This window comes from Sphingobacterium sp. UME9 (assembly GCF_014170215.1).
GTDB classification, from domain to species: Bacteria; Bacteroidota; Bacteroidia; order Sphingobacteriales; family Sphingobacteriaceae; genus Sphingobacterium; species Sphingobacterium paramultivorum.
Map to the genome: position 1 here is coordinate 462,628 of NZ_LZZP01000009.1, position 24,982 is coordinate 487,609.

Consider the following 24,982-nt stretch of genomic DNA (forward strand, 5'->3'; position numbering starts at 1 on the left):
AAACGGTCTCTCACTACGTACCCAACATCATATATAATAGCGATACATTCCATTTTGTTTTATTTATACCATTTAGTCCCGATCAAATCACCTAAACCTAGGATCGAAGTACTTCAAAATCCAACGACAGATCCTTTAGTTAAAAAAATATAATGACATATTCAGTTCCCCTATTATTTGTATAAACTTATCGGTTATATCCGGGAACAGCAACTAATTTTAGGGTGAAAACTATCCTCATTACCAGAACTAAAAAAAAATAAACACCTATAAATCAATCAAATAAAACAACATAAATTATTTAACATATTTTAATTCTACACAGTGTAGAATATATTCTATATTTGTAGTATGAATAAATTATCAGCTACGGAAGAACAATTGATGGGCTACATCTGGGACATGAAAAAAGCTTTTATGAAAGATCTTATGGAAGCGTATTCTGAACCTAAACCAGCGCCAACAACTGTTGCTACATTATTGAAGAGAATGACTGAAAAGGGGGCGATATCTTATGTGCTTTATGGAAATTCGAGAGAGTATTATCCACTAATTGATAAAGACAGCTATTATTTAGCACATGTAAATGATATCGTAGAAAGCTACTTCGACAATTCAGCATTAAAATTTGCTTCTTTTTTCACTAAACAATCTCAGCTGAGCAAAGAGCAATTGGAGGAACTGAAAAATATAATTGATTCCGAAATTAAAAACAAAGAGACATGATGCTATATATTGGAAAACTGATAGCCTGTTCGGGTTTACTCTATCTTATTTATTGGTCAATACTACGCAACCAAAAACTACTGCTATTCAACCGTTTTTATTTACTCGGGATTATCCCCCTATCTGTCGTCATTCCATTGTTACAGATCGTTGTCCCATTTGATATTTTCAACTTCCTGAACGACAGAAACAGTGATGTTACCCCTGCGGGGCCGATCATTAAACAGCCCGCAACAGATTCAGCGCTCTTCAATAATTATCACGTCGATTGGTACGACGTCGCTCTGCTGATTTATGTAATTGTCACCATTGCATTACTTCTGAAACAAGTATGGTTATACCGCAAATTCCTATATTATATCCGCAGTGCCACACCAACCCATGAACAGTCCATTTATTGTATACATGGTTTAAAAACACCCTTTTCCTTTTTTCAAAAAATTTATGTTCCCAAAGATGCCTATCAACAGGGCGGTATTGATCAGTCAATTATAACTCACGAACGGGCCCATGCCAATCAACGCCATTCGATGGATGTACTTTTCATACAGATTTTGGGTATATTTTTGTGGTTCAATCCCTTCCTTTATCTCATTCAGAAATCGATCCGACAAACCCATGAATACCTTGCAGATGATGCCGTAGTCAAGATTCATGAAAAGTTAAGATACCAGCATTTGATTATCGAGTGGAGCATGTCCACCCCTGATATAAACACATTACCGGCCAGTAATTTTAATTTTTTAACAACAAAAAAACGATTAATTATGTTACAAAAAAGAACAACCCGAAGTAAACTCTTGCTAATGCCCGGGCTTACTTTATTACTGACAGTAGCGATATCTACGTTGTTTTCAACACATGTGGAGGCACAGAAAACAACGCCGACCACGACAAAAAAAGCAGCAGCTGCCAACACCGCAATAACGCCGCCTGCATCAAAGCAACCGGACGCTCCTAAAACTAGTGGAAGATCTCCTAAATCACCGACAAAGGAAATGGTTCCGCCAATGATATCCCAGCGCAAGTCTTCTTCCCAACAGGAAGGTAATGTACGTTTCCCGGAACCTCGAAAAAAACCTGCCCCACCTCAAAAATCACCCAAAGTAATCGAGGAAGTATATGTTGAGCAGGTCAAATTTGCGGAACCTCAAAAAAAATCTACTCCATCAAAAAAAACTTCGGCGATAATTGAAGAAGTGCAAGTAGCACCTAAAATTGAGGAAGTAAGGGTCGAAGATATTCAACTGCGTCAACCAAAGCGGATCAATCTTTCCGCCAATGCCAATGTCAGTTCAAATCAAGATCAAAAAGATATTCAAGTTAAGGAGGAAACGCCCGCAAGGATCGTCCTAAAAATGAAACCCGAAGTAGAAGTAAAATCTGTAAATAAAAAATAAATAGCAGAATTCTTCGGAATACAATAAGAGGAATACAATTCCTCTTATTGCGTTATGTCTACTCCTCACGATTACTCACCTATAAACCAGAATGTTGTTTAGATTATCCGAAATTTAATGTACCAACTCTTCTTATAGATATTGATATAATCTAAAATCAAGTTAAAAACAAACATCAGCATTTTCCAGAATATAATTAAGGATTGAATTCGGGTTTAAAAAACGATAAATTCTACTATAGTTTATTTTTAAAGCAATCGTTTGCGTAAAAAAATTGTATAAAAACCAAATAACAAATCGGTAACATTGTAGAAGAGTACCAATAGTATACCAACAGTATACTTGTAGTATTCATCTGCTATCATTAAGATAGTACTGCTACTATACGGTACGATACCCAATTATTAAATTCTGATCAGGAGGAATTTGGTTTTAAATACAAGTTTAAATTATGGAGGCATGTAAAAATGATGAGTTGGCCTTACTGCGCGCTCTTAAGTCAAGCAATCATAAGGCATTTGAGGTGCTCTACTACCGCTATAGCCCTAGACTTTACCGTCATATACTTAACCTAGTCAAAATACCTGCCTGTGCAGAAGAAATCCTTCAGGATGTATTTCAGAAATTATGGGAGAGGCGCGGTGAAATAGACCCTGACAAGTCCCTTCAGTCTTATCTCTTCACTATTGCTAAACACCTCGTGTATGATTTCTTTCATAAAGAGATCAAAAATCGAAATCTAAAAGAGTTGATTATTTCCATTTCAACATCAGACTATTCCCACATTGAGGAGGAATATGCGTACAAAGAGTCTAAAAAAATTGTCAATCAAGCCATTGAAAACTTATCTCCAAAACGCAAACTCATTTATACCTTATGCAAAATAGAGGGGAAAACCTATGAGGAGGTCAGTATCTCCTTAGGTATCTCCACTTCTACGATCAGTGACCATATCGTGAAGGCTACAAAACAGATTCAGAGCTTCTGTTTGAGCAAGGAAATTACACCGTCCCTGTTAATCGCTCTTATCAGTGCCATATTAAATCAAAAATAAGACACTCGCTGTTTCTATCGACAAACAGGTTGCTTCCATAGGTATTCAAACAGCCCTTTTTAAACCCTTTTAATTTTTTTTACTTTTTTTTAAATCAGAGCAGAGGACAGGCTCTAATTTTCCGTATTATATATAAATAGCCAATCAGTGAAAGATTCAAAACATATAAAACTATTATTTGAAAGATATCTCAATAACCACGCTTCAAGAGAAGAGACGGCGGAGCTATTTCAATATTTCCAGGATACGAATAACAAGAAGGCGCTTGAACAGATGATCGAGAACCAACTTGAATCTCGAGATAAGGAAGAACTTATAGACAAGATGATTTTAGACCGTGTTTTTGGTAAAATTGATCTTGACACCGAACCACAAAATATCACAAGTCCTACATGGTATAAAATTACAGGTGTTGCAGCTGCCATCATACTGATTATCTCTATCTCTTATTTATTTCTTAACCGTAGCACATATAATGATCATACAGCTACCATCATCGAACCTGGTCGCGATAAAGCAACACTTGTGCTTTCTTCTGGTAAAACGATCGTACTGGAGGATGTTGCTAATGGAAAATTAACGGAAGAGCTCGGCACAACAATTGAAAAAACAGAAAAAGGCGAAATTAATTATAAGATTGAGGGAAATACCGATGTACGTGTCGCCATGAATCTTTTGAATGTACCAAAGGGTGGACAATTTCAGATAACCCTTTCTGATGGCACAAAAGTTTGGCTGAACTCAAATTCCAGTCTCAAATATCCAAGTGCATTTTCAGCCTCTGAACGCCGCGTAGAACTAACGGGTGAAGCCTATTTTGAAGTCTCAAAAAATAAACAAAAACCATTTATTGTCGAAACTTCGCTTCAAAAGGTCGAAGTCTTAGGGACTAAATTCAATATCAATGCCTACGAGGATGAATCTTCCACACAGACATCCCTTGCAGAAGGATCTGTAAGAGTGAGTTGCAAAAACAATACAACCTTACTAAAACCGGGTCAACAATCTACTTTAACGGATCAAAATATCGCAGTAAGATCAATAAACCTGGATCAAGTATTAGATTGGAAAAATGGTGATTTCAACTTTTCCAATAACAACTTAAAGGAAATCATGCGTAAAATTTCGCGCTGGTATAATATCGAAGTAATTTTTGAAGGTCCCATTTCACAAGAAACCTACGTCGCTCAAATTTCTAGAAAAAAACGATTAAACGATGTATTAAGAGCACTTCAACTTTCCGGTTCCATCAAGTATAGCATACGAAACAATAAACTGTACATATCGCAATAAACTATAACACACATTAATAACCACTGATTATGAAAGAAACCAGTCCAGCCTAAACATTTCTTCCAAAAAAATAGCCGAAAATGCCTGCCAGCACTCTCGACTAATTTTTTACTTGGAAAACAAGAATTCATTTCAACATCAAACCAGTTAACCAATTTATAAATATATGCATTATTATTTATGTAGTAAGTATTGTATTGTCTTTTTTATTAAAGCTATGCGATACATCGGATCACTATGCAACACATCTATAAAAGTTGTGGTCCTTTTAACAGCATTTATCTTTTTAACACATGTCTCCTCTGCTCAAAATGTTACCCTTAAACACAAGCAGATTACATTGTCCGAAGCATTTCAAGAAATCAGAAAACAGACAAACGTCGATTTTATCATTAAGACAAGTCAACTCGACAAAGTAAGGCCTATTCAAAATATAGATATCCAGAATAAGCCACTAAATCAGGCTCTTGAAAAATTATTGGAACATCAGCCTTTGGTCTTTACAATTGACAATGGCATCATTGTGATTTCGGACCGAGAAAAAAAAACGCCCCTCGCCCCCACCGTTCAAAAAAACGGTAAGGTTGAGATCGTGGGTACAGTGAAAAATGATGGAAACAATCTTTATGGTGTTAGTGTCAAGGTCAAAGACAGCCCGTCAATCGGTACAACAACGGATGGTAATGGAAGATACATTCTTGTGGTTCCCGCAAATTCGACACTAATATTTTCCTATGTCGGCTACGCCAACCAGGAAATTGCCATTGCCGACAAACGTCGCATTGATGTGCAGCTAAGTCCCGATCAGAGCTTAAGTGAAGTTGTTGTTGTCGGTTACGGAACACAGAAAAAAACCAGTGTCGTGGGAGCATTGGAATCAGTAAAACCAGAAACCTTACGTATCCCAACGGCCAACCTCTCCAATGCATTGGGGGGAAGACTTTCGGGTGTGATCGCGGTACAACGCTCGGGCGAACCCGGTGCAGATGGGGCTAGCTTTTTCATTCGTGGTGTATCGACATTTAGCGGAGCCACCAATCCCCTGATCTTATTGGATGGTGTCGCAATCTCCAAAGGCGACCTGGACGCATTGGCACCAGAAGTTATCGAAAGCTTCTCAGTCCTCAAAGATGCTACTGCCACCGCCGTATTTGGTACTAGGGGAGCAAACGGCGTCCTAATTATCACCACCAAAACAGGTAAGGACCTTAATAAACCGCGTATTTCAGCACGTGCACAATCGCAGATCTCAAGACCTACTTCCATCCCAAAATTTGTTGATGGTGTAAGTTATATGGAGATGTTCAATGAGGCGGTTATAGGTCGCGGTACTGGTGAAATTTTATATTCCCAAGATAAAATAAACGGCACAAGATTAGGCTTGGATCCCTATGTATATCCTAACGTTGACTGGTATAATGAAATGTTTAAGTCCCATACCATCAACAACGAACTTAATCTAAATGTGCAGGGTGGTGGCGCCAAAATAGGCTATTTCCTCAGCGCAACAGGCAACATTAGCAACGGTTTATTGCGTAAATTTGACCTCAACTCTTTTGACAATAATGTCTCTGTCAAACGTTATAGCTTTCAGAACAATATCAATGTCAACCTTACTTCAACCACCAAAATAGCTTTAAAGCTCAATGCACAACTTCGTGATTACTATGGTGCCGGTGTGGATGCTCCAAGCGTATTTGGCGACATCATGAATGCCAATCCAGTGGACTTCCCTATTATGTTTCCATTTACCGGTATTGACAGAAGAGACGTTCAATACGGAGGAAAAGCTGGTGGTACAGTCAACAATGGTTTTATCAATCCCTTTGCCCGCATGGTCAATGGCTATCAAAATGGTTTCCAAAGTACCTTATTGACTACAATTGATGGAGCTCAAAAACTTGATTTCATTACAAAAGGGCTAGAATTTAAAGCCTTGGTTTCCTTTAAAAACTGGAGCAACACAACAACAAAAAGAACCAGTGGCTACAATCAATACATGATTAACAGTTATGCACCCGATCCTGCAGGTGGATATACCTACGATCTAGTCATGGTGGGGCAGCCACAAAATCTTTCCTTGGGAACCGAAACGGGCACTAGTGGTGATCGTGAAATCTATTTCCAGCCTTCCATCGAATACAACAGAACATTTGGTAATCACACCGTATCGGGTTTATTTCTTTACAATACCACCGATTTCAATGTCAATAATCCGGCTGATCTAATCAGTTCGCTACCACGTAGACGCCAGGGTATTACGGGACGTGCAACATATGGTTTCGCCAATAAATATCTTGCCGAAGTCAACTTTGGCTACAATGGTTCCGAAAACTTTGCCACTGGAAGTCGCTTTGGCTTCTTCCCTTCCGTTGGTTTGGGCTATGTACTCAGTAATGAAAAGTTCTTTACAGATTTATTTCCTGCTGTCAGTAATTTAAAAATTAGAGGGAGCTGGGGTAAAGTTGGTAATGATCAGATTGGCGGAGGACGTTTTCCTTATCTTTCAGACCTCAAATTGGATGGAGCATCGTTTACAACAGGTATCGATCAGAATACGACTTATACAGGACCTACATACCTACAATTTGCAAACCCATTGATCTCTTGGGAAGTTGCAGAGAAGAAAAATATAGGTATGGACCTCGGTATTCTTAACAATAAATTCAATATTGTTTTCGACCTATACCAGGAAGATAGAACCAATATCTTCGTTGATCGTTCGGCAACAATCCCTAATGTATTTGGTACTGCAGGAACGAAAGTGTATGGCAATGTTGGTGAGGTAAGAAATAGGGGATTTGATTTCTCCCTAGAATGGAACAAAAGTGAAAAAGATTGGGGAATATCTATGCGTGGAACCTTTACATATGCACATAATACCGTACTTAAAAATAATGAACCAGCCTTTACCAAATACCGCAACCTCTCGCAAATTGGGTATTCTATTGGCACAAACCTAGGCTATCTTGCAGAGCGCTTATTTATTGATCAGGCCGAAATAGATAACAGTCCATTACAACAGCTAGGGGGTTTTGTCGCTCCCGGAGACATCAAATATAAAGATCTAACCAATGATATCGATGGTCTAAATCTAATCAATAGCGATGATAGAGTTCGAATGGGTTATCCAACAACACCTGAAATTGTCTATGGTTTGAGTACTTCCATCAATTACAAAAAGTTTGATTTTTCCTTCCTATTACAGGGAGTTGACAGAACTTCTTTTATGATCAGTGGTTTCCATCCATTTGGAAATCAGGGTGTGCGTAATGTATTGCAGTTTATCGCCGAGGACCGCTGGAGTCCTGAAAATCCTAACATATTTGCTGCTTATCCACGACTGAGCAAATTGGACAATCTCAACAATACTGAAGCTTCTTCTTATTGGCTGAGAAATGGGGCATTCCTAAAACTCAGAAGTGCTGAGATTGGATATTCACACAAATTTGCCCGCATTTTTCTAAGTGGTTATAATCTATTAACCTTCTCTAAGTTCAAACTTTGGGACCCTGAACAAGGTGGAGGCAATGGTTTGGGATATCCGACACAGCAAGTATTCAATCTCGGAGTCCAACTTCGTTTCAATTAAAACAACTTCGAGATTAAAACTATCAATAGAATTTTAAAATGATTTATCAGATGAAAAGAAAATATATAGGCTACCTTGCATTATTCGCATGCGCGACTTTTTTGACCACCACTTCCTGCAGTAAATTCTTGGATATCGTCCCTGATGAACGTCCTTCGGAAGCAGACGCCTTTCGTGATCCAAATTCAGCCAAAGGTTATTTGTATTCCTGCTATGCGTGGATTCCAAATTCACGTGTAGGCACATCTTCCATTGATTTGATGACTTCTGACGAAGTAACAACTGCTTTTGAACATGAAACCTTCGCCCGATTTCCCCGTGGACAATATACAGCCTCAAGTCCTGTCATTTCCTACTGGGATAACCTTTACAAAGGAATACGACAATGCTATATCCTAATTCGCAATGTAGATAAAGTTCCCGGGATAGATCCACAGGAGGCGGCACAATATAAAGCTGAAGCCAACTTCCTGATAGGCTTTTATCATTTCCTATTAGTCCGCATGTACGGCCCAGTTGTTATTGCAGACCAAGAGTTTGATGTCAATGCACCTTCTTCAGCGTATCCCAAACGTTCGCCTTATGATGCCTGTGTTGATTTTATTATTAAAAAGCTGGATGAGACAGCTGGACAGTTACCTGCTCTTCGAGCTGCGGATGAATGGGGTCGTGCTTCCTCGGTTATTGCCAGGTCGCTAAAGGCTAGAGTGTTGCTTTATGCAGCCTCACCGCTCTTTAATGGTGGTGGAGGTGATAAACAGAGCTTCTATGCCGATTTCAAAAATTTGGATGGCACAGCATTGATCAGTACAACCTTCGACAAAGAAAAATGGCGCCGTGCAGCTCTAGCGGCTAAAGAAGCCATTGATGCAGCTGAACAGAGTGGGTCTTCGCTGTATAAAAACAGTACCTACAATACAGCACTACCAGCCAATCCTATTGAAAAGGACTTACGCCTTACTTTTATTGACAAAGCCAATACCAAGGAAGTGATTTGGGCGGAAACACGTCGGGAAGGTCTTTACGATTTCCAAAATAAATCTACTCCATTTCTCAGTGGCGCACAAGGCGAGTCCTATAACGGTGTATCCCCGACCCTCACCCTGATAGAATCCTTTTATAGTAAAAATGGTTTACCGATTGACAAAGATCCCAATTATGACTATAATGGACGATACGGTGTAACAAGTACGCCAAATGGCAATACATTATCGTTAAATCTAAATAGAGAACCGCGTTTTAATGCCTGGATCGCCTATCACAACAGCTACTATGAAGTGGTTAGGGGGAGTGCCAATCAAATCCTTGTTCAGTTTAGGAAAAATGATAATTGCGGTATCCAAGGACGGTCTAATAACTACTCACCAACAGGATATCTCAACAAAAAAGGTATTGCCCCTGAATTGAACCAAAGCAGACTGCAGGTCTCCGTCAATTATCCATGGCCGGTGATACGTCTAGCAGAACTGTACCTGAACTACGCGGAAGCGCTGATCGAATATGGTCAGGATCTGAATACTGCCAAACAATATATTGACCGCGTTCGGGTCCGTGCGGGCATCCCAACAATTGATGTCGCATGGGCTCCAATTGGCGGTGCAAATAATCAGGCAACACTACGTTCCATCGTCAGACAAGAACGCACCATTGAACTTTACTTGGAAGGCCATCGCTTCTGGGATTTAAGACGTTGGATGATCGCCGATCAATACCTCAACCAACAGGCGAAAGGAATGAATATACAAGGAGCTACCGATACAGATTTTTTCAAAATAACGACGGTCGTTTTTCCACGTAGTTTTAGTCAGCGTAATTATTTAATGCCTATACCACAGGAAGAGATCAATAAAAACGAGGAATTGGTACAAAATCCCGGTTATTAATTAATTTAATGAATTGCACAAGATGAAATACACTATCGGAATATTCGCTCTACTCTTTTTAGCAATAGCGTGTAAAAAAGAAGAAATAAAAATGACCAAACCACCACAACTGGTTACGGTTGAAGCAGAACCACGTATTGGCGGAACTCTCCTGAAATGGAAACTTCCTTCAGACAACAATTATCTTTATGGACAGATTACATATAAAAAAGCGGGATCAAAAGATCCCGATAAAATCTATAAAATCAATATAAGTTCTTTTGCCGACACGATGCGTATAGATGGGCTGATCAATAAATATGAATATGTCTTCAACGTCCAATTGTTCAATCAAGACAAGAAAACAAGCATTGGTGGAGATATCATAAGCAGCAATAGTGTTAGGCCAATCGTCAGGCCTTCGGAAGTGACCTATTTCCCGAACGAGTTAACTAAAATACAGGTGACCGATAATATAGTAGAAACCTATACACAGGAAAGCAGCGAGGGCCCCAAAAAGAATTTATTTGACGGCGATAAAAATACATATTGGCATACCGCATGGTCTGCAAATACAGCCCCTCTTCCGCACTGGATCCAACTAAATTTCCCTCAGGAAGAAGAGATTGGCGCCATAAAATACTTCTTCAGACAAAATAATAGCGATGAAGCCGGGCGTCCGAAACAATGGGGAATAGAAATAAGTTCAGACGGAAAGCAGTGGACCAGAGTTTTTACATCAAAAGATAATCTTCCCACATCAAATGTTGCTGAAGAGCAAAGTTTGGCTTTTGATAAAAACTATAAGTCCAAATTTTTCCGTCTAATGATCCTTAAAAACGGTGGAAAAAGTTATACCCATCTAGGTGAAATGAATGTCTACCGGATGCGCTCTTCTATCATTGACAAAGAAAAAGAAGCGGAAGATAACTATTGATCGTAATCGCAAAGATTGTTTTCTAATCATCACTGGTGCTCAAAAGGGCACGATGACGGAGGTAGAAATACCTCCGTTTTATTTTTCTCATCAGTATATCATCAATATTCGAACAAGCTCCAAAAGGGGTACGACTTCAAATTCCCGCTATAGCATCCGCCTATTCGACGAAGCTATCCCCAGTAAAAAATAAGAAACTTTTTTATTACCTTAGATAAATAAATCGAACAAGAAAACAACTTGTTTTTTCATTAACTATAGTTCACATATATGAAATTATATGCCTTTGTTTTGGGAGTAAGCTTACTTCCGGCCGTAGGATTATGTCAAAAGACCGTCACCCCTGGTAGCAGCGATATCAATACCAACTATATAAAACCAGAAAAATCACTGTATACGGTCTATTATGTTAAAGATAACACCTGGGACAAACAAGGATCATTGACCTACGATATTGTAGCGGCCAACAATCAGTTAACCTTAACGAATACCTATGTTCCGAAAGACAATGCATGGACTTCGATCCGCACGACGATTGCCGACGCAAAAACACTTCGGTCCATCAGCTACTCGAGCGATGGCAAGGAAACAAAAGTAAACCTCAACTTTGCAGAAACAATTACAGGTAATTATTACTCGAAGAAAACTAAAAAGGAAAAAAAGATCAACTTACAGCCAACGAGACCTTTTGTAGATTTTAACTGGACAGATCATCTGATTTCAACTCTACCTTTAGATCTCGGGTATAAAGCGCGCATCCCGCAATTTTATTACAATAGTGATTCAGACATTTTTGTCGAAGACTATACCATTAAGGAAGTAAAAAGCTACAGTTATGGTTCCCCGAAAACAGGTAAGCACGACAGTTGGCTGGTTACACTTTTAGAAGAAAGTACCGGAGCCATCTACAATTATGTCATCGATAAGAAAGATCGCCGATTATGGCAAAGGGAAATGTCCATGGGAAACGGAAAGTGGGAAATTACCGTAAACGAAGAACTGGACTATCAACCTATTAAAAATAGATTCAACAAAGAACAGTCTGCCCGACAGATTTCTCAAGGGAACAGTGTTATTATCGGGACGGCTTACGCACGATCTAGCTCCGGAAAAAAACTTGGCGGGCTCGTGAATACTGCAAAAAAGCAATATGCTCCAAAAGGAACAGAAATTACGCTATTCGCCAACTCTGCTTATTACGAAGAATGGCTGGAAGTCAATAAAAAGATCCGAAAACAGAAAAAGGTCCAGGAAGTTCCATTAGACCCTGATTTTGGCTATGCTGTTAAAAAAGCAAAAGTGTATGATGATGAGGGGCATTTCGAATTTGCAGATCTCATGCCAGGTGCATACGTGATTATGGCGAGCTTCGATTTCACCAATTCTTACAACTATTCCTATGTATCAGGCTACACCAATTATTATAACTATTGGGGTTATACAGGTTCCACGACAAATTACGGTACGGCAAGATCATCTTATGTCGACAAGGCCAATGTTGAGAAACACGTTACCATCGACAAAGACGGTGAAAAGAAAGAGGTAAACTTAAAGGAAATGTAATCCTAAAAATGCCCTTAAACAAACTCGTTTAACGGCATTTTTATATTTTTGAGATCTATTCCTAAAATGAGAAGATCATCTATCCATTTACTTTTTTCGAAGTTCAATATAGCGGTCTATGCTAATGGGAAAGTTATCGGCAGTACGCAGTAGAAAACAGGCAGCCGCTCCTACCCAGACTGAATAATCGAACGTCGATTTAATTCCTAACGAGAGGGTCATCACTATCGCAAAGCTGATCAGTAGAATCCCGGCAACGAATGCAGTAAAACGCAGCTTATAGCCGATCAGCAGTAGGATTGCTAAAACAACCTCTAATAATGTTGCACCGATAGCAAGTATATTGCCGAAAGATTCGGGCACAAAAAAATTAAGGGTATTTGAATAGGCTACAAAATTGGCCCAATTTCCCCAGGAAACATGTGATGCCCCCGGTGCCCCCCACACCCCAAAACGATCTGCAACAGCAGACAAAAATGCTGTCGATACAGCTATACGTACAAAAAGTTGACTATACATGGTATAAATTATATAAATATGGTGTAAACGATATAAATCAAATTTAAGAGAACAAAAACAGTCCAAACTTAAACCAGTTTAAGAAACTTGTTTCAACCATCCCATACCGACAAAGACCCTCCTCATTGTCATACCGCTGTTGTACCTTCACTTCCTCGCTCGGCGTTCGGCGATCACCTGTGGTTAAATCCATTGCACAGTTAAATCAATAAGGCTGCCAGCACATGGGTGCTGTACAGCCTTATACATCAATTAATACGAATAAGAATTTAATATCATGTGTCTACTCCATTAAATGATAACACACTGTTATAATGACGACCAAGATGCTCAATAGTCCCAATGGAAATAAAAATTATAAACAAAAACTAAGCGTCCTCATAAGAAGATCGATCTATCAAAACTGCCTTGGTTTACTGCTAAATCCTCACAATAGCGATATCACATATCAACAAACCAAAGTACAATGCTATATTTCAATCTCCTATAGAAAATTTGCTACAGCTGCAGGTTTAATTCCTGCTGCTGTTGGTTTCTAAAAATTAACACCTTCGGCTGGTCTGCGTGTACATGCTTTTTAATCGCTTGTTGCAAGTCTATTAATTGATCTATTTTCTCGCCCTGGTAATTCAGCACAACATCACCGACACGCAAACCGCTTTTATAAAGATTGCCTTTTTCATCCAACTGGAGTAACAGCACACCACTTATCGAGGGTAGGCCCGCAGCCGACTGCTCTCCCAAAGTCTCTACTGATTTAAACAAGCCCGACTTCCAGGCCCATCTGCTCCCCTGCTCCTTTGCTTCGGATTGGATCAACTGAGGTATTTCAGGTCTAGCGGCAAGAGTTTTAAGTCTTTTACTGGTAACTCCGAAATGCAGCATGTCAAAATTTTTAAAATCTTGATCTTTCCAGTTCTTCAATCGGAAATCACCATGTGCAGGATTCGTAAAGTTCAATTGAATAACACGACCATGTTTTTCTATGCCTTTCGCCCGATCTTTGTCTAGGTCATCCTGCCTTCCGTAGATATTATGGTCTACCTCTTCCCCCCAATACTTGACCTGTATATCCTGATGGGACTCCATCACGATATTATTACGGAATACATCGTGACTATTCTGAAACCAGACATGCGGATGAAAACCATTGTTGATCATCACGTTGTTATACACTTTGCGATAAAATCCTTCTCTTAGTTTTAGTCCCCCACTTAAACAAAGATTGTTGTAAATTTCATAGTTGGAAGATCCGTCGTCCAAATCAATATCCCAACCGTGATCACAGCGAAATCTATTATCATGAATTTTGGTTGTTTTGACTGCATCCAACAATATTAAATTGGGATGTTTCCCCGTCAGTTCATCCATCTCCTTTCGATTAGGATGCCAAAATCGGTCGCGACCCCATGAGTTGAAGGCTCCATGATCGCTGGTTTCCAGGACTGTATTAAAAACATCATTGTAAGCTATCTCATGACCGCCCCAAGTACCATCACCTACATTAATACCTGCTCGAGGCACATCGTAAATGGTATTGTGCAAAATTCGTAAAGATTCAGCCATGGAGACCTGTACACCGGCGACTTGTTTTTCGATCAATCCAATGTTATGAATCAGATTGTCACTCGCCTCACAATCCATAGGATAATTATCGGTTTTTGGCCCTTTGATGGTATCCATTTGGGCAAACGGAACAAATTTTTCATATCGAAATTCCGGTGAGCGTACCGCCGCTGGATCTCCTACAAAATTAATCGCTCCTGCACCGATCTGTTCAATCCGGTTGCCTTCGATCTTGACCCCGCGATTGTAATTATTAACAAATATTGCATTGCCGCCCAAAGCGATAAAATCATTCGCTCGGAAGATACAGTTTTCCGCACCTTCAATCTTTAGGGCTCCCTGTCGATAGATCGTCCAATCACTACGTAAGAGTGGTTCGCTTGTTTTCATAAAGGTAGGAGCAGTATACGTGAAGCGAAGGCCACTAACCTCAATATCATGCACTGGGCTGGAAGATGAACCTGAAAGATGGATTAGATTTTCCAATTGTGGTGCTACAAACTTTAGCTGGTTGGGATCAACTCCTTTAGCAGGCATATAATATAATAGTGCTTTCTCCTCATCCAAATACCACTCCTGAAAGGTATCGAGTTCTTCAAAGATATTTTCTACAAAACGATAGGTCTCGTGCATTTTGCTGGGACGATTATTTTGCTGTCCACCTTCAAGTGTAACTGTTGATAAGCTATCTTTTCCGGTAATCTTATAATGGAATCCTCCCCAGCGACCAGCATGCAAAGCATGTACAATTCCCCCCTTAGGGTTTTTCCAGGTTGCGACACGTTCGGGACTTAATGCATCTGCAGCATAGCCTTGAAATGGCAAGACAGTGGGATCGTAGTTTGGATAACGTGCCCGGACAAGATGCTTATCATTAGCATATAGACTTTGGAAGTTTACTCCTCTTGGGACCTTAGCTTCCCAAATACCGTGATCGCCCTGTTTCCATTTGAGGTTAAGCGATTTGGCACCACTCAGCGTAACTTGTGCTCCATCCTCGGCTTTAATCCGCAAGGGTTGCCTTCTTGTACCCGATATCCCAGCAGACAATTCAATCGGTTTATCCAGTTGGTAGGTGCCTGCCATAAAGATGATTTCGATGCCCGGTGTATTTTTCCCTTGTTTCTGTTTTTCTACTAATCGCAGTGCGGCCTCAGCTGTGGCATAGGGACTTCCCTTAGTTCCTTGGTTTCTATCACTTCCTTTTGTACTGACATAAATACGTTTGACCGAGCCAGACTGTTGCCCACGCACGCTAAGCGAAGTGACACCGGTAAGGCCAATAAATAATAATTTTGGAAATAGCATACAAGATATCTTCATAATTTTAATCGTTCATATAGTTTTAGCTAGATTACATCGACTATAAACCCGCTATATAGTTAGGTCTATAAGTCCATAAAAATAAAGTCGTTTGCTATGCACAAACGACTTTTTCAGTTCGTGTTTCATTCGATCAGGTTTATATTTCACAAAACAATAGTATTTCGGCGAATTAACGAACGGTCTATTGAATCACTTCACTGATCTGTACCTCTGGCGTAATATTCGTGTACTTTGGAAAATCTTCGGCAAACTTTTTCCCATTTTCTTTTAAAGGATCCTGATAGGCCGCAACAGAATCAAAATACAAATGGCAAATGGCCAAATAGATCGGGCCTTCTGCTGAGCTACGTCCCGAAAACCCTTTATCAATGGTTACGCCTTTCAGTGCTTTACCGTAAACTTTTTTGACAAGCGCAATATGTTTAGGGAGATAATAATCCCAATCAAATGTCTTTCCAGGTCCATTGCGATAAAAGATCGATACCTTGATCATCCCTTTTTTATGAAAAGGTGGATCTGCCTTTGCATTGCACTGAAACCCCAACAGCGTGGTTATCAAAACCATAACTAAAATAATCTTTGTTTTCATATTTGTTGATAAGTAAGATTAAATAACACTCTTTTTTCCAAAAACATTTACCATGAGTCAATAAACAGCGAATATTGCTTAGATTAGTTCTTTTTGCGCTCTGCGGCTGCTTTCAACAAAATATCTTTACTAGCAACCGGCACATTTCCGTCAGCATCAGGTCCAATATTGAGCAACAAATTTCCACCTTTTTCATTTATCTCCCGTAGCTTAGTATTTACTTCTGTAGGAGATTTCCAATTATTATCTGATTTTTTATATCCCCAAGAATTGTTCAGGGTATAACAGGCTTCCCAATCGTAATCCAGTAACGCTCCAGGATGTTCTTGTTCAGGCGTTCCAAAATCTCGCTTAAATTGATCACGCTTTGCTACGCGGTTATTAATGATAAGAGAGGGCTTCAATTTGCGTAGATATTGATAAAGATCTTCTCCTGCGGCCATATCCCACCAATTCACCCAGTCCCCATCAAACCACAGGATGTCAGTATCATACTTAACAACCAATTCTTTCAATTGATTTTTCATGTATTGAATATAAGCGGCTTTCTGTTCTGGCTTAATGAGGATCTGGCCCCAATCTCCTTTACCATTGGGATCGACATATTGCGAATCGTGATGCCAATCGATAATACTGTAGTAGGTACCAAATCTAATCCCAGCTTTCTTACAAGCTGTGGACAACTCCCGCACGAGATCTCTTCCTTTCATTGGCGTCGAAGCTATATCATAATCTGTGTAGGGGGAATCCCACAGACAAAACCCCTCATGGTGTTTGGTCGTCAGGACAATATACTTCATTCCGGCATCCTTAGCCAATTGAACAATACGATCCGCATTGAAGTCCTTAGGGTTCCATGTGTTGATCAGTTCCGAATATGCTGCCTTCGGAATATTCATTTCCGATTGTATCCACTCGGCATATCCTTTAGTTGAATTCCCTTTATACATCCCTCCAAGTTGACTATAAAGTCCAAAATGAATAAACATTCCATATTTTGCTTCCCTAAACCAATGCATCCGTTCATCAAAATCCTTTTTGGACTCCTGTAAATAATTAACTTGGGCGTTTCCCATGTTCATAAACAACATGGCTATTAGAGAAAGAATACAATGCGTTGCTTTTATCATATTTATATAATTGGTTAATCCAACAAGCTCAAGCGGCTGTCAAATATTCTATTGGTATCTCACGCGCATTCGGCAAATGCTAAACCATTCTGCTATTGCAAAATAAATATAAAAAATATGAACAACACTTTTTATTTATTTCAAATAAGTTACGCTTAGCGTACAGGGCTATACCTGTCACAATTTTATAAAAAATGAAAACTTCCAAAGCAGCTTATCAAACAGTCTATCTGCTATGAAATTTAATATAAATTCTTTTTAAAAAGGATTTATATTTAGTAAAAATATCATTAAAAACCATACTATAGATTGAAATTATGAGTTTAAAGACCTTAATCACAAAAAGCGCAGAGTATAACAACTGGGTCGTTAATAAATACATCAATTGGCTGGCTGATAAATCGGACGACCAACTTAACCAAGAGGTACCTTCAAGCTTCCCGACCATTTTGAAAACTTTAAACCACATCTTGCAGACACAGGAATATTGGTGGAGCCACATTGCAGAAAGCAATGATTTTGATTTTGAAAAAAAGCGAACCACAAAAGAAGAAATATTTGAAGCACTAAGAAGAAGTTCAGTTCAACTTGTGGATTATATACACAAGCTATCTGAGTTGGATCTTGAAAAAAATATCAAAGTGGAATCACCATGGTTTCAATGCGACTTCACGAAGTATGAATACATACAACAGCTGATCCTTCACGGAACATATCACAGGGGACAGATCGTTACAATGGGCCGGGCTATTGGAATAACGGATGCCCCAATGACAGACTTTAATTATTGGAATATCTATAAAGATCAACAATAGGGATTCGAGCAGCGCTATGGACCAAATTACCAGTAAAGTACAGATCCGAGAAATTGTCGCAGCGGCGAAACAGCAAGGACAGCAATCCGGTATTGAATGCCTTATATTAAGCTTACAAGAGTGTTTACTGAAAAAGAAAGTACGATTTCCACTTCTGGAGTTCGCTGCCAGGGAAACTATGCTATTCGTGCCTGAGGCCGAGCAGTTACACTTGACAGATCGTCTCATTGCCACAACAGAAATGGGAAGTTATGTTTTAACGGGAATAATTCTTCAGCAACGTCTCACCGAACACTTTGAAGAATCTATCCATAAAGCCTGCATCTATATAACCATGGGCAATCAATGGTACGTATGTGATATCATCGGCGAACGCGTACTTGGTCATGCGCTGTTGACTTCACCTAAAAAAGCAATACCATTATTAGAAGAATTAGCTCATCATCCTGATAAATGGATTCTCCGTACCATTGGTGTAGCTACGCACTATGCTATAAAAAAGGGACTACCAGCCACATGCGTAGACACTTTGTTGAAGCTGTTGGTTTCACTATCCAATAAGACAGATTTCCACGTGAAGAAAGGAATTGGCTGGGGGGCTAAAACAATAGCAAAATTCTACCCCGAACTTGTCGCCTGCTCCAGTAAAGCAATTGAATCGCCAGAAACCAAACAATGGTTTCGGACAAAAATTACCATTGGTCTCATTCGCCACAAATTGGAGGCTAAACAGATCCAGTAGGAAGCCACAATGGTTCATCATAATCAATGAAATGAATGCGTTTCTTTGCGATAGTTATACATCAAGAAAGGCGAAGTCTACAATTAAACCGCGCCTTTCTTTATACCTTTAGTCCATATGTAACCACGCCCTCGGTTATTGGTCTTTTTTCATTGTTCCTTTTTCACGAAGATTAATATGCCAGCTAAAAGCCTCTTCTAGCAAATGTGGTGTATGCCCTCCCCTTTCACAAGCGCGGTTATAATAGTCTGATAGCTGCTCCTTATAATCGGGATGTACGCAGTTCTCAATAATTACTTTCGCTCGCTCACGAGGCGCTAAACCACGCAAATCTGCCAAACCATAATCTGTTACCAAAATATCGACATCATGTTCGGTATGATCTACGTGAGAAACCATAGGAACAATATGAGAAATTGCATCCCCTTTAGAGGCTGCCTGTGTAACAAAGATGCTCAAGTAAGCATTGCGTGCAAAGTCACCCGATCCACCGATACCGTTCATGATATTTGTTCCCGACGTATGGGTAGAATTTACGTTTCCATAAATATCAAACTCTATGGCTGTATTAATTGCTATAATCCCCAAACGTTTGATCAGTCCAGGTGTATTGGAAATGTTCTGTGGCCGCAATACAATTTTATCACGGTATCGATCCAAATGATCGAACACTCTTGAATAACACTCTTCCGAAACAGTAATTGAAGAAGCAGAAGCAAAATCCAGTTTTCCAGCATCGATAAGGTCAAAGGTACTATCTTGCAACACTTCAGAAAACATCGTTAGATTACGAAACTTACTCTGTATAAATCCGGTCAGAACAGCGTTAGCTACTTTTCCAATACCCGCTTGGAGAGGCATCAAGCTTTCTGACAAATGACCTAACTCTACTTCATTTTCGAAAAACTGTAAAATATGCTTCGCTATCGCTGTAGTTTTGGTATCCGGTTCAGCAATGTCAGCTGGGCTATCAAGCTCATTCGTAAACACAATTCCCACCACCTTGCTTGCATCCAAAGGAATAGTTTTACGCCCAATTTTATTTTCAGGAGCAACGATTGGAATAACATTACGCCGAGGATAATCTTCCGCTTGGTAAATATCATGTATTCCTTTAATAGTCATCGGTATCGCAGTATTTACCTCCAAAATAACCTGCTTAGCCAATGCAGCAAAAGTCGCCGAATTTCCCACAGAAGTCGTTGGAACAATGCTTCCGTCTGATTCTATTGCTGCTACTTCCAAAACAGCAATATCCACCTGAGGCAAATTCTTATTGTGCAGCAATTCGGCTGTTTCGCTTAGATGCTGATCAATAAACAGCACATCTCCAGCATTAATTTTATTACGTAAAATACGGTCTACCTGAAAAGGCATCCGCTTAGATAGTGCTCCCGCTTCCGCCAATTTACCATCCGTTCCATGTCCCAACGAAGCCCCGGTAATCAAGGTTATTTTCAATGGATCCACTTTTGCACGTTCAGCCAAAGCAGGTAACACAACCTTACTGTCTCCAGCCTTAGTAAAACCACTCGACCCAACGACCATTCCGTTTTGAAATAGTTTAGCAGCTTCTTCCGCTGTAATCACTTTATTATGTAAGCTTTGAACTTTTATTCTTTCGTAAGCCATATTGTTATAGTTTGATTTTATTCCATTATTGTAAACTTAAGAAATTGAAACCTATATATTTCCCTTATTGGAAAAGTTCTTTGTTATATTTTCCAACCTCTTAACCAAACAATTTTAGCATTTTTTTCAACTGCATATTTATTACCATTCGACACAAAATTATCCAAACGAGACTAAAAAGTCACAACTCGCTACAAATCAAAAATATACAACAAATCATAATAAAAAAATATTTTATATCACACTGATCGATAATATATATCACACTGATAGCAAACAACTTACAATAATTAAGATAAAATCAAAGTAAGTAAAGACTAACTCTCCGGTCGATTAATTGCCATTTTAACGTAAGCATACACTCACTTTTAAGAAGTAAAGGTGGGGTATAGTAAAAAAGTCTTACCTTTGTGATATAGTATTATAGGTTAAAATGAATACACAAGATATAACGACAGATGCTAAATATGTCAACCGCTATTATATGACGGAAGTAGACTCATTTGAAGATAGCATTTACTGTCACCACGCTATTATTGCAGAGAATCATATTTCCGAACACTGCCACGATAAGGACCAATTTTTATATACAGAAGGTGGTGTCGTATTTGTTAAAACAGAGGAAAAATCATATTTTCTACCTGCCCGTCATTATTTGTGGATTCCTGCTGGCATAAAACATAGTATTCATCCAAGTACCCCTGAGGTCGTTATGCGTAATTTGTACTTTCCCAAAGCCAATAATGACGCACCCTTCTACAGTAAAATGGGGATTTATCCAGTAAATGATCTTTTGATAGAGCTGATTATGTTTACCAACCGCTGGAATGGCAATATATTTCCGGTCGAAGAACCTAAATATAGTATTGCTACAGCATTTAAGCTTATCCTGCCGGAATTATCGCTACATGAGCTTCCATTGGCCTTGCCTTATCCTAATCACCAGAAATTAAAGGATATCGTCACTTACCTCGAAGAGAATATAGAGGAAAATGTCAGCTTTAAAAAACTTGCCGGATTATTTAACATTAGTGAACGTACATTAGCCAGGCTATTTCAAAAAGAATTAAATATGTCTTTTATCCAGTACTACACGATCCTCAGAATGCTAACCGCTCTTAAGCTCCTTTTAGACGAAAAACTAAGTGTAAATGAAGTTGCACTCAAAGTTGGATACAATAGCCTCCCCACGTTTAGTAACACATTCAATAAGGTCGTCGGTATCCGTCCAAGCGAATATGTCAAACAAAAAGAATTGCTTATTTAAAAATGTTTACCTAATTTAGGTCAATAAACCTAATTCAGGATGAAATTCAAACATATCATTTATAGTGCTGGAATTTTATTGCTTAGCACTTCTTTATTTGCCAAATCTCAAGATAAGAAACCCAAACCCATTCAGTTATTCAATGGGAAAGATTTGAAGAACTGGACCCCAAAAATCAGAAACCACAAAGTTGGGGATAATTACAAAAATACATTTCGTGTAGAAGACGGTTTACTCAAGGTAAGATATGATGGTTATGATAATTTCAATTTTCAGTATGGCCATCTCTTCTACAATAAAGAATTCTCTGCTTATTTGTTGCGTGTCACTTACAGATTTGTCGGTGAACAGGTAAATGGTGGCGAAGGTTGGGCTTGGCGTAATAGTGGAGCCATGCTACATGGACAGGATCCTAATACTATGGGTGTGGATCAAGACTTTCCGATATCTATAGAAGGGCAACTGTTGGGTGGAAATGGCAAGGACGAACGGACCACAAGTAACCTTTGTACACCAGGCACAAACGTTGTGATCGACAATAAGCTATTCACACCGCATTGCATCAGCTCAACATCAAAAACCTATGCTGGAGATCAGTGGGTAACTGCTGATTTTTTGGTATTGGGAGACTCTCTTGTGCAGCATATCCTTGAAAACAAGGTCGTATTACAGTATAATAAACCCCAAATTGGTGGCGGCAATGTAAGTGGTTTCGATCCTAAAGTGAAAAAAGATGGTCAGCTTTTAAATAAGGGGACTATTTCACTTCAGAGTGAGAGTCATCCCATTGATTTCAAAAAGGTGGAACTTTACGATTTAGAACCTTACATGAAAGATCCCAACAAATTGAAAAAGATCATCGCTGAGTTACTTCCAAATTTGCAGCAATAAATACACTGTAGGTCAGTTTTAAAATAAAAAAGCATCGATATCCGATGCTTTTTTATTTACCATTCGCTTGGAAAGAGAAATCCAAAGTATATAACATAAAGAAAAGGGATACAGCGAGCTGTACCCCTCTATATCTGTACGAAAAGCTTACGCTAAACCGTTAACAAATTTTGTTAACTTAGATTTGTTGTTAGAAGCTTTTTTCTTGTGGATCACATTTTTCTTTGCCAAACGATCAAGCATAGAAATTACGCGTGGTAACAATGTTTTTGCTTCTTCTGCAGAAGTAGTGTGACGTAATTTTTTGATTGCGTTACGTGTAGTTTTTGCTTGGTAACGGTTTCTTAAACGTTTAGTAGCGTTTGCTCTAATTCTTTTGATCGCTGATTTATGATTTGCCATTTTTTTTAGCTAATTTTTATTCAATTTTTTCTTGTAATTCGGACTGCAAAAATAACACCTTATTTTCAATATTCAAAATCTATTTTATTTTTTAGGTTTAGTATATTTGCGACATGCAAAAATTATCGATGGATGAACTTCAACGTACAGATGTTGAATCGTTTAAAAAACAAGAAAAAACTCCTATCACAATCGTTATGGACAATGTACGGAGCATGCATAATGTGGGCTCGGCCTTCCGTACTGCAGACGGATTTGCTATTGAAAAAATACACTTGTGTGGCATTACCGGCACACCTCCCCATCGCGAAATCGAAAAGACGGCCCTCGGGGCAACCCAATCGGTCGCTTGGGAATACCACAAAGATACCACAGCTGTTGTTGATCAGCTTCGGACAGAAGGGTATGTCATTATTGCCATCGAGCAAGCAGATGATAGTGTTATGTTACATCAGTTTGAACCAGAAAATGACAAAAAGTATGCGTTGATTTTTGGAAATGAGGTCAATGGAGTAGATGAGAATGTCATGGAAAAAATTGATACCTGCATCGAAATCCCCCAATACGGGACTAAACATTCCTTAAATGTATCTGTCGCAATTGGCATTATTCTTTGGGATTTTATCCAAAAACGCAATTTCAATTAAAAATTTATCAATAAAGGTCACATTCCTATTCACATTGCTTCCATTTTAGAAAGCAAAATAGTAGATTTGTGTGCAAAATTTAAAGAAGAAATGAGTGTATTAGTTAATAAAGATTCAAAAGTAATCGTTCAAGGTTTCACTGGAAACGAAGGTACTTACCATGCTACTCAAATGATTGAGTACGGAACAAATGTAGTTGGTGGTGTTACTCCTGGTAAAGGTGGTCAACAACACTTAGACCGTCCTGTATTCAATACTGTGCAAGATGCAGTTGACACTACAGGAGCTAATGTTTCTATTATTTTTGTACCTCCAGCATTTGCTGCAGATGCGATCATGGAAGCTGCCGCTGCTGGTATCGAAGTGATTGTTTGTATTACAGAAGGTATCCCAACAAAAGACATGATCCAAGTAAAATCTTACTTGAGCGACAAAAACTCTCGTTTGATCGGTCCTAACTGCCCAGGTATCATCACTGCAGACGAAGCTAAAATCGGTATCATGCCAGGATTTATCTTCAAAAAAGGTAATGTGGGTGTTGTTTCTAAATCAGGAACTTTAACTTACGAAGCCGTAGATCAAACTGTAAAAGCAGGATTAGGAATCACAACAGCAATCGGAATTGGTGGTGACCCTATCATTGGTACAACAACGAAAGAAGCTGTTGAATTATTAATGAATGACCCTGAAACTGAAGCGATCATCATGATCGGTGAAATTGGTGGCGGAATGGAAGCTGAAGCTGCTCGTTGGATCAAGGAACACGGTACTAAACCTGTTGTTGGATTTATCGCAGGTCAAACAGCGCCTCCAGGACGTCGTATGGGACACGCTGGTGCAATTGTAGGTGGTGCAGATGACACTGCTGCTGCAAAAATGAAAATCATGCGTGAGTGTGGTATTCGTGTTGTTGAATCTCCAGCTGAAATTGGAAAAGCAATCGCAGAAGAATTGGCTAAATAATTAGACCATCGAGCATATAAAAAAAGGGAATCAAATTTGATTCCCTTTTTTTATACCTAATAATTA

Annotated in this window: 21 protein-coding genes; 14 read left to right on the forward strand and 7 right to left on the reverse strand. The window is 39.1% G+C overall.

The window, feature by feature from the left end:
- Positions 1–351: 351 nt before the first annotated feature.
- The 8 genes from A9970_RS15165 to A9970_RS15200 all read left to right on the forward strand — a co-directional run bounded on the left by A9970_RS15165 (position 352) and on the right by A9970_RS15200 (position 12,427).
- Entirely contained in the window at positions 352–726 is a 375-nt protein-coding gene (locus tag A9970_RS15165) for a BlaI/MecI/CopY family transcriptional regulator (RefSeq protein ID WP_070564700.1), read from the forward strand.
- Positions 723–2,126: a M56 family metallopeptidase gene (locus A9970_RS15170; RefSeq protein ID WP_182982888.1), complete on the forward strand. Its 1,404-nt coding sequence runs from the start codon at positions 723–725 to the stop codon at positions 2,124–2,126. Before A9970_RS15165 ends, A9970_RS15170 begins: the two co-directional genes overlap by 4 nt.
- Positions 2,127–2,577: 451 nt before the next feature.
- Positions 2,578–3,180, forward strand: a complete 603-nt coding sequence (locus A9970_RS15175) for an RNA polymerase sigma factor (RefSeq protein WP_182982889.1) — start codon at positions 2,578–2,580, stop codon at positions 3,178–3,180.
- Positions 3,181–3,327: 147 nt separating this feature from the next.
- On the forward strand, positions 3,328–4,473 hold the full coding sequence (locus A9970_RS28935) for a FecR family protein (RefSeq protein WP_182982890.1): 1,146 nt from the start codon (positions 3,328–3,330) through the stop codon (positions 4,471–4,473).
- 259 nt (positions 4,474–4,732) lie between these two features.
- Positions 4,733–8,065, forward strand: a complete 3,333-nt coding sequence (locus A9970_RS15185; RefSeq protein WP_182982891.1) for a TonB-dependent receptor — start codon at positions 4,733–4,735, stop codon at positions 8,063–8,065.
- Between the two features lie 50 nt (positions 8,066–8,115).
- Positions 8,116–9,948, forward strand: a complete 1,833-nt coding sequence (locus tag A9970_RS15190) for a RagB/SusD family nutrient uptake outer membrane protein (protein WP_182982892.1) — start codon at positions 8,116–8,118, stop codon at positions 9,946–9,948.
- 22 nt (positions 9,949–9,970) lie between these two features.
- The gene (locus tag A9970_RS15195) at positions 9,971–10,864 is read left to right on the forward strand and encodes a discoidin domain-containing protein (RefSeq protein ID WP_182982893.1); all 894 of its coding nucleotides are present in this window, start codon (positions 9,971–9,973) and stop codon (positions 10,862–10,864) included.
- Positions 10,865–11,134: 270 nt separating this feature from the next.
- Positions 11,135–12,427, forward strand: coding sequence for a hypothetical protein (locus tag A9970_RS15200; RefSeq protein WP_182982894.1), 1,293 nt, complete (start codon positions 11,135–11,137; stop codon positions 12,425–12,427).
- 87 nt (positions 12,428–12,514) lie between these two features.
- On the opposite strand, the gene A9970_RS15205 is transcribed toward A9970_RS15200, so the two are convergent.
- The 5 genes from A9970_RS15205 to A9970_RS15225 form a co-directional block, all read right to left on the reverse strand.
- A complete protein-coding gene (locus A9970_RS15205; RefSeq protein ID WP_182982895.1) occupies positions 12,515–12,946 on the reverse strand; it encodes a DoxX family protein in 432 nt (143 codons plus the stop codon).
- A 43-nt stretch (positions 12,947–12,989) separates the two neighbouring features.
- Positions 12,990–13,139 carry a hypothetical protein gene (locus tag A9970_RS15210; protein WP_182982896.1) on the reverse strand — a complete coding sequence of 50 codons (150 nt, stop codon included), beginning with the start codon at positions 13,137–13,139 and terminating at the stop codon, positions 12,990–12,992.
- 305 nt (positions 13,140–13,444) lie between these two features.
- Positions 13,445–15,835 carry a PDZ domain-containing protein gene (locus A9970_RS15215; RefSeq protein ID WP_182982897.1) on the reverse strand — a complete coding sequence of 797 codons (2,391 nt, stop codon included), beginning with the start codon at positions 15,833–15,835 and terminating at the stop codon, positions 13,445–13,447.
- A gap of 184 nt (positions 15,836–16,019) precedes the next feature.
- Positions 16,020–16,427 carry an EthD family reductase gene (locus A9970_RS15220; RefSeq protein ID WP_182982898.1) on the reverse strand — a complete coding sequence of 136 codons (408 nt, stop codon included), beginning with the start codon at positions 16,425–16,427 and terminating at the stop codon, positions 16,020–16,022.
- A gap of 83 nt (positions 16,428–16,510) precedes the next feature.
- Complete coding sequence (locus A9970_RS15225; RefSeq protein ID WP_182982899.1) at positions 16,511–17,557, reverse strand: alpha-L-fucosidase; 1,047 nt, start codon at positions 17,555–17,557, stop codon at positions 16,511–16,513.
- A gap of 317 nt (positions 17,558–17,874) precedes the next feature.
- On the opposite strand from A9970_RS15225, the gene A9970_RS15230 reads away from it, so the two are divergent.
- Both A9970_RS15230 and A9970_RS15235 read left to right on the forward strand, forming a co-directional pair.
- Positions 17,875–18,372 (forward strand): DinB family protein, encoded by a 498-nt coding sequence (locus A9970_RS15230; RefSeq protein WP_153847874.1) that lies wholly within the window; start codon positions 17,875–17,877, stop codon positions 18,370–18,372.
- Positions 18,373–18,388: 16 nt separating this feature from the next.
- On the forward strand, positions 18,389–19,114 hold the full coding sequence (locus A9970_RS15235) for a DNA alkylation repair protein (RefSeq protein ID WP_182982900.1): 726 nt from the start codon (positions 18,389–18,391) through the stop codon (positions 19,112–19,114).
- Between the two features lie 135 nt (positions 19,115–19,249).
- Here A9970_RS15235 and A9970_RS15240 read toward each other — a convergent pair whose 3' ends face one another.
- Positions 19,250–20,746: a succinate CoA transferase gene (locus A9970_RS15240; protein ID WP_182982901.1), complete on the reverse strand. Its 1,497-nt coding sequence runs from the start codon at positions 20,744–20,746 to the stop codon at positions 19,250–19,252.
- Positions 20,747–21,179: 433 nt separating this feature from the next.
- Here A9970_RS15240 and A9970_RS15245 point away from each other — a divergent pair, with 433 nt between their 5' ends.
- Together A9970_RS15245 and A9970_RS15250 are read left to right on the forward strand one after the other, a co-directional pair.
- Positions 21,180–22,013 (forward strand): AraC family transcriptional regulator, encoded by an 834-nt coding sequence (locus A9970_RS15245; RefSeq protein ID WP_153847872.1) that lies wholly within the window; start codon positions 21,180–21,182, stop codon positions 22,011–22,013.
- A 39-nt stretch (positions 22,014–22,052) separates the two neighbouring features.
- Positions 22,053–22,904, forward strand: coding sequence for a DUF1080 domain-containing protein (locus A9970_RS15250; protein WP_182982902.1), 852 nt, complete (start codon positions 22,053–22,055; stop codon positions 22,902–22,904).
- Between the two features lie 147 nt (positions 22,905–23,051).
- On the opposite strand, the gene rpsT is transcribed toward A9970_RS15250, so the two are convergent.
- Entirely contained in the window at positions 23,052–23,306 is a 255-nt protein-coding gene (gene rpsT, locus A9970_RS15255) for a 30S ribosomal protein S20 (RefSeq protein WP_046671646.1), read from the reverse strand.
- Between the two features lie 113 nt (positions 23,307–23,419).
- Between rpsT and A9970_RS15260 the strand changes: the two genes are divergently transcribed.
- Both A9970_RS15260 and sucD read left to right on the forward strand, forming a co-directional pair.
- The gene (locus A9970_RS15260; RefSeq protein ID WP_182982903.1) at positions 23,420–23,953 is read left to right on the forward strand and encodes an RNA methyltransferase; all 534 of its coding nucleotides are present in this window, start codon (positions 23,420–23,422) and stop codon (positions 23,951–23,953) included.
- Positions 23,954–24,043: 90 nt separating this feature from the next.
- Positions 24,044–24,916 carry a succinate--CoA ligase subunit alpha gene (gene sucD, locus A9970_RS15265; RefSeq protein ID WP_153847869.1) on the forward strand — a complete coding sequence of 291 codons (873 nt, stop codon included), beginning with the start codon at positions 24,044–24,046 and terminating at the stop codon, positions 24,914–24,916.
- Positions 24,917–24,982: the final 66 nt, after the last annotated feature.

What these genes read in the sequence shown, in the direction of transcription:
- A9970_RS15165 (WP_070564700.1), top strand. Translation starts at nt 352, where the DNA reads ATGAATAAATTATCAGCTACGGAAGAACAATTGATGGGCTACATCTGG.
- A9970_RS15170 (WP_182982888.1), top strand. Translation starts at nt 723, where the DNA reads ATGATGCTATATATTGGAAAACTGATAGCCTGTTCGGGTTTACTCTAT.
- A9970_RS15175 (WP_182982889.1), top strand. Translation starts at nt 2,578, where the DNA reads ATGGAGGCATGTAAAAATGATGAGTTGGCCTTACTGCGCGCTCTTAAG.
- A9970_RS15190 (WP_182982892.1), top strand. Translation starts at nt 8,116, where the DNA reads ATGAAAAGAAAATATATAGGCTACCTTGCATTATTCGCATGCGCGACT.
- A9970_RS15195 (WP_182982893.1), top strand. Translation starts at nt 9,971, where the DNA reads ATGAAATACACTATCGGAATATTCGCTCTACTCTTTTTAGCAATAGCG.
- A9970_RS15200 (WP_182982894.1), top strand. Translation starts at nt 11,135, where the DNA reads ATGAAATTATATGCCTTTGTTTTGGGAGTAAGCTTACTTCCGGCCGTA.
- A9970_RS15205 (WP_182982895.1), bottom strand. Translation starts at nt 12,946, where the DNA reads ATGTATAGTCAACTTTTTGTACGTATAGCTGTATCGACAGCATTTTTG.
- A9970_RS15210 (WP_182982896.1), bottom strand. Translation starts at nt 13,139, where the DNA reads ATGGATTTAACCACAGGTGATCGCCGAACGCCGAGCGAGGAAGTGAAG.
- A9970_RS15215 (WP_182982897.1), bottom strand. Translation starts at nt 15,835, where the DNA reads ATGAAGATATCTTGTATGCTATTTCCAAAATTATTATTTATTGGCCTT.
- A9970_RS15220 (WP_182982898.1), bottom strand. Translation starts at nt 16,427, where the DNA reads ATGAAAACAAAGATTATTTTAGTTATGGTTTTGATAACCACGCTGTTG.
- A9970_RS15225 (WP_182982899.1), bottom strand. Translation starts at nt 17,557, where the DNA reads ATGATAAAAGCAACGCATTGTATTCTTTCTCTAATAGCCATGTTGTTT.
- A9970_RS15230 (WP_153847874.1), top strand. Translation starts at nt 17,875, where the DNA reads ATGAGTTTAAAGACCTTAATCACAAAAAGCGCAGAGTATAACAACTGG.
- A9970_RS15235 (WP_182982900.1), top strand. Translation starts at nt 18,389, where the DNA reads ATGGACCAAATTACCAGTAAAGTACAGATCCGAGAAATTGTCGCAGCG.
- A9970_RS15240 (WP_182982901.1), bottom strand. Translation starts at nt 20,746, where the DNA reads ATGGCTTACGAAAGAATAAAAGTTCAAAGCTTACATAATAAAGTGATT.
- A9970_RS15245 (WP_153847872.1), top strand. Translation starts at nt 21,180, where the DNA reads ATGAATACACAAGATATAACGACAGATGCTAAATATGTCAACCGCTAT.
- A9970_RS15250 (WP_182982902.1), top strand. Translation starts at nt 22,053, where the DNA reads ATGAAATTCAAACATATCATTTATAGTGCTGGAATTTTATTGCTTAGC.
- rpsT (WP_046671646.1), bottom strand. Translation starts at nt 23,306, where the DNA reads ATGGCAAATCATAAATCAGCGATCAAAAGAATTAGAGCAAACGCTACT.
- A9970_RS15260 (WP_182982903.1), top strand. Translation starts at nt 23,420, where the DNA reads ATGCAAAAATTATCGATGGATGAACTTCAACGTACAGATGTTGAATCG.
- sucD (WP_153847869.1), top strand. Translation starts at nt 24,044, where the DNA reads ATGAGTGTATTAGTTAATAAAGATTCAAAAGTAATCGTTCAAGGTTTC.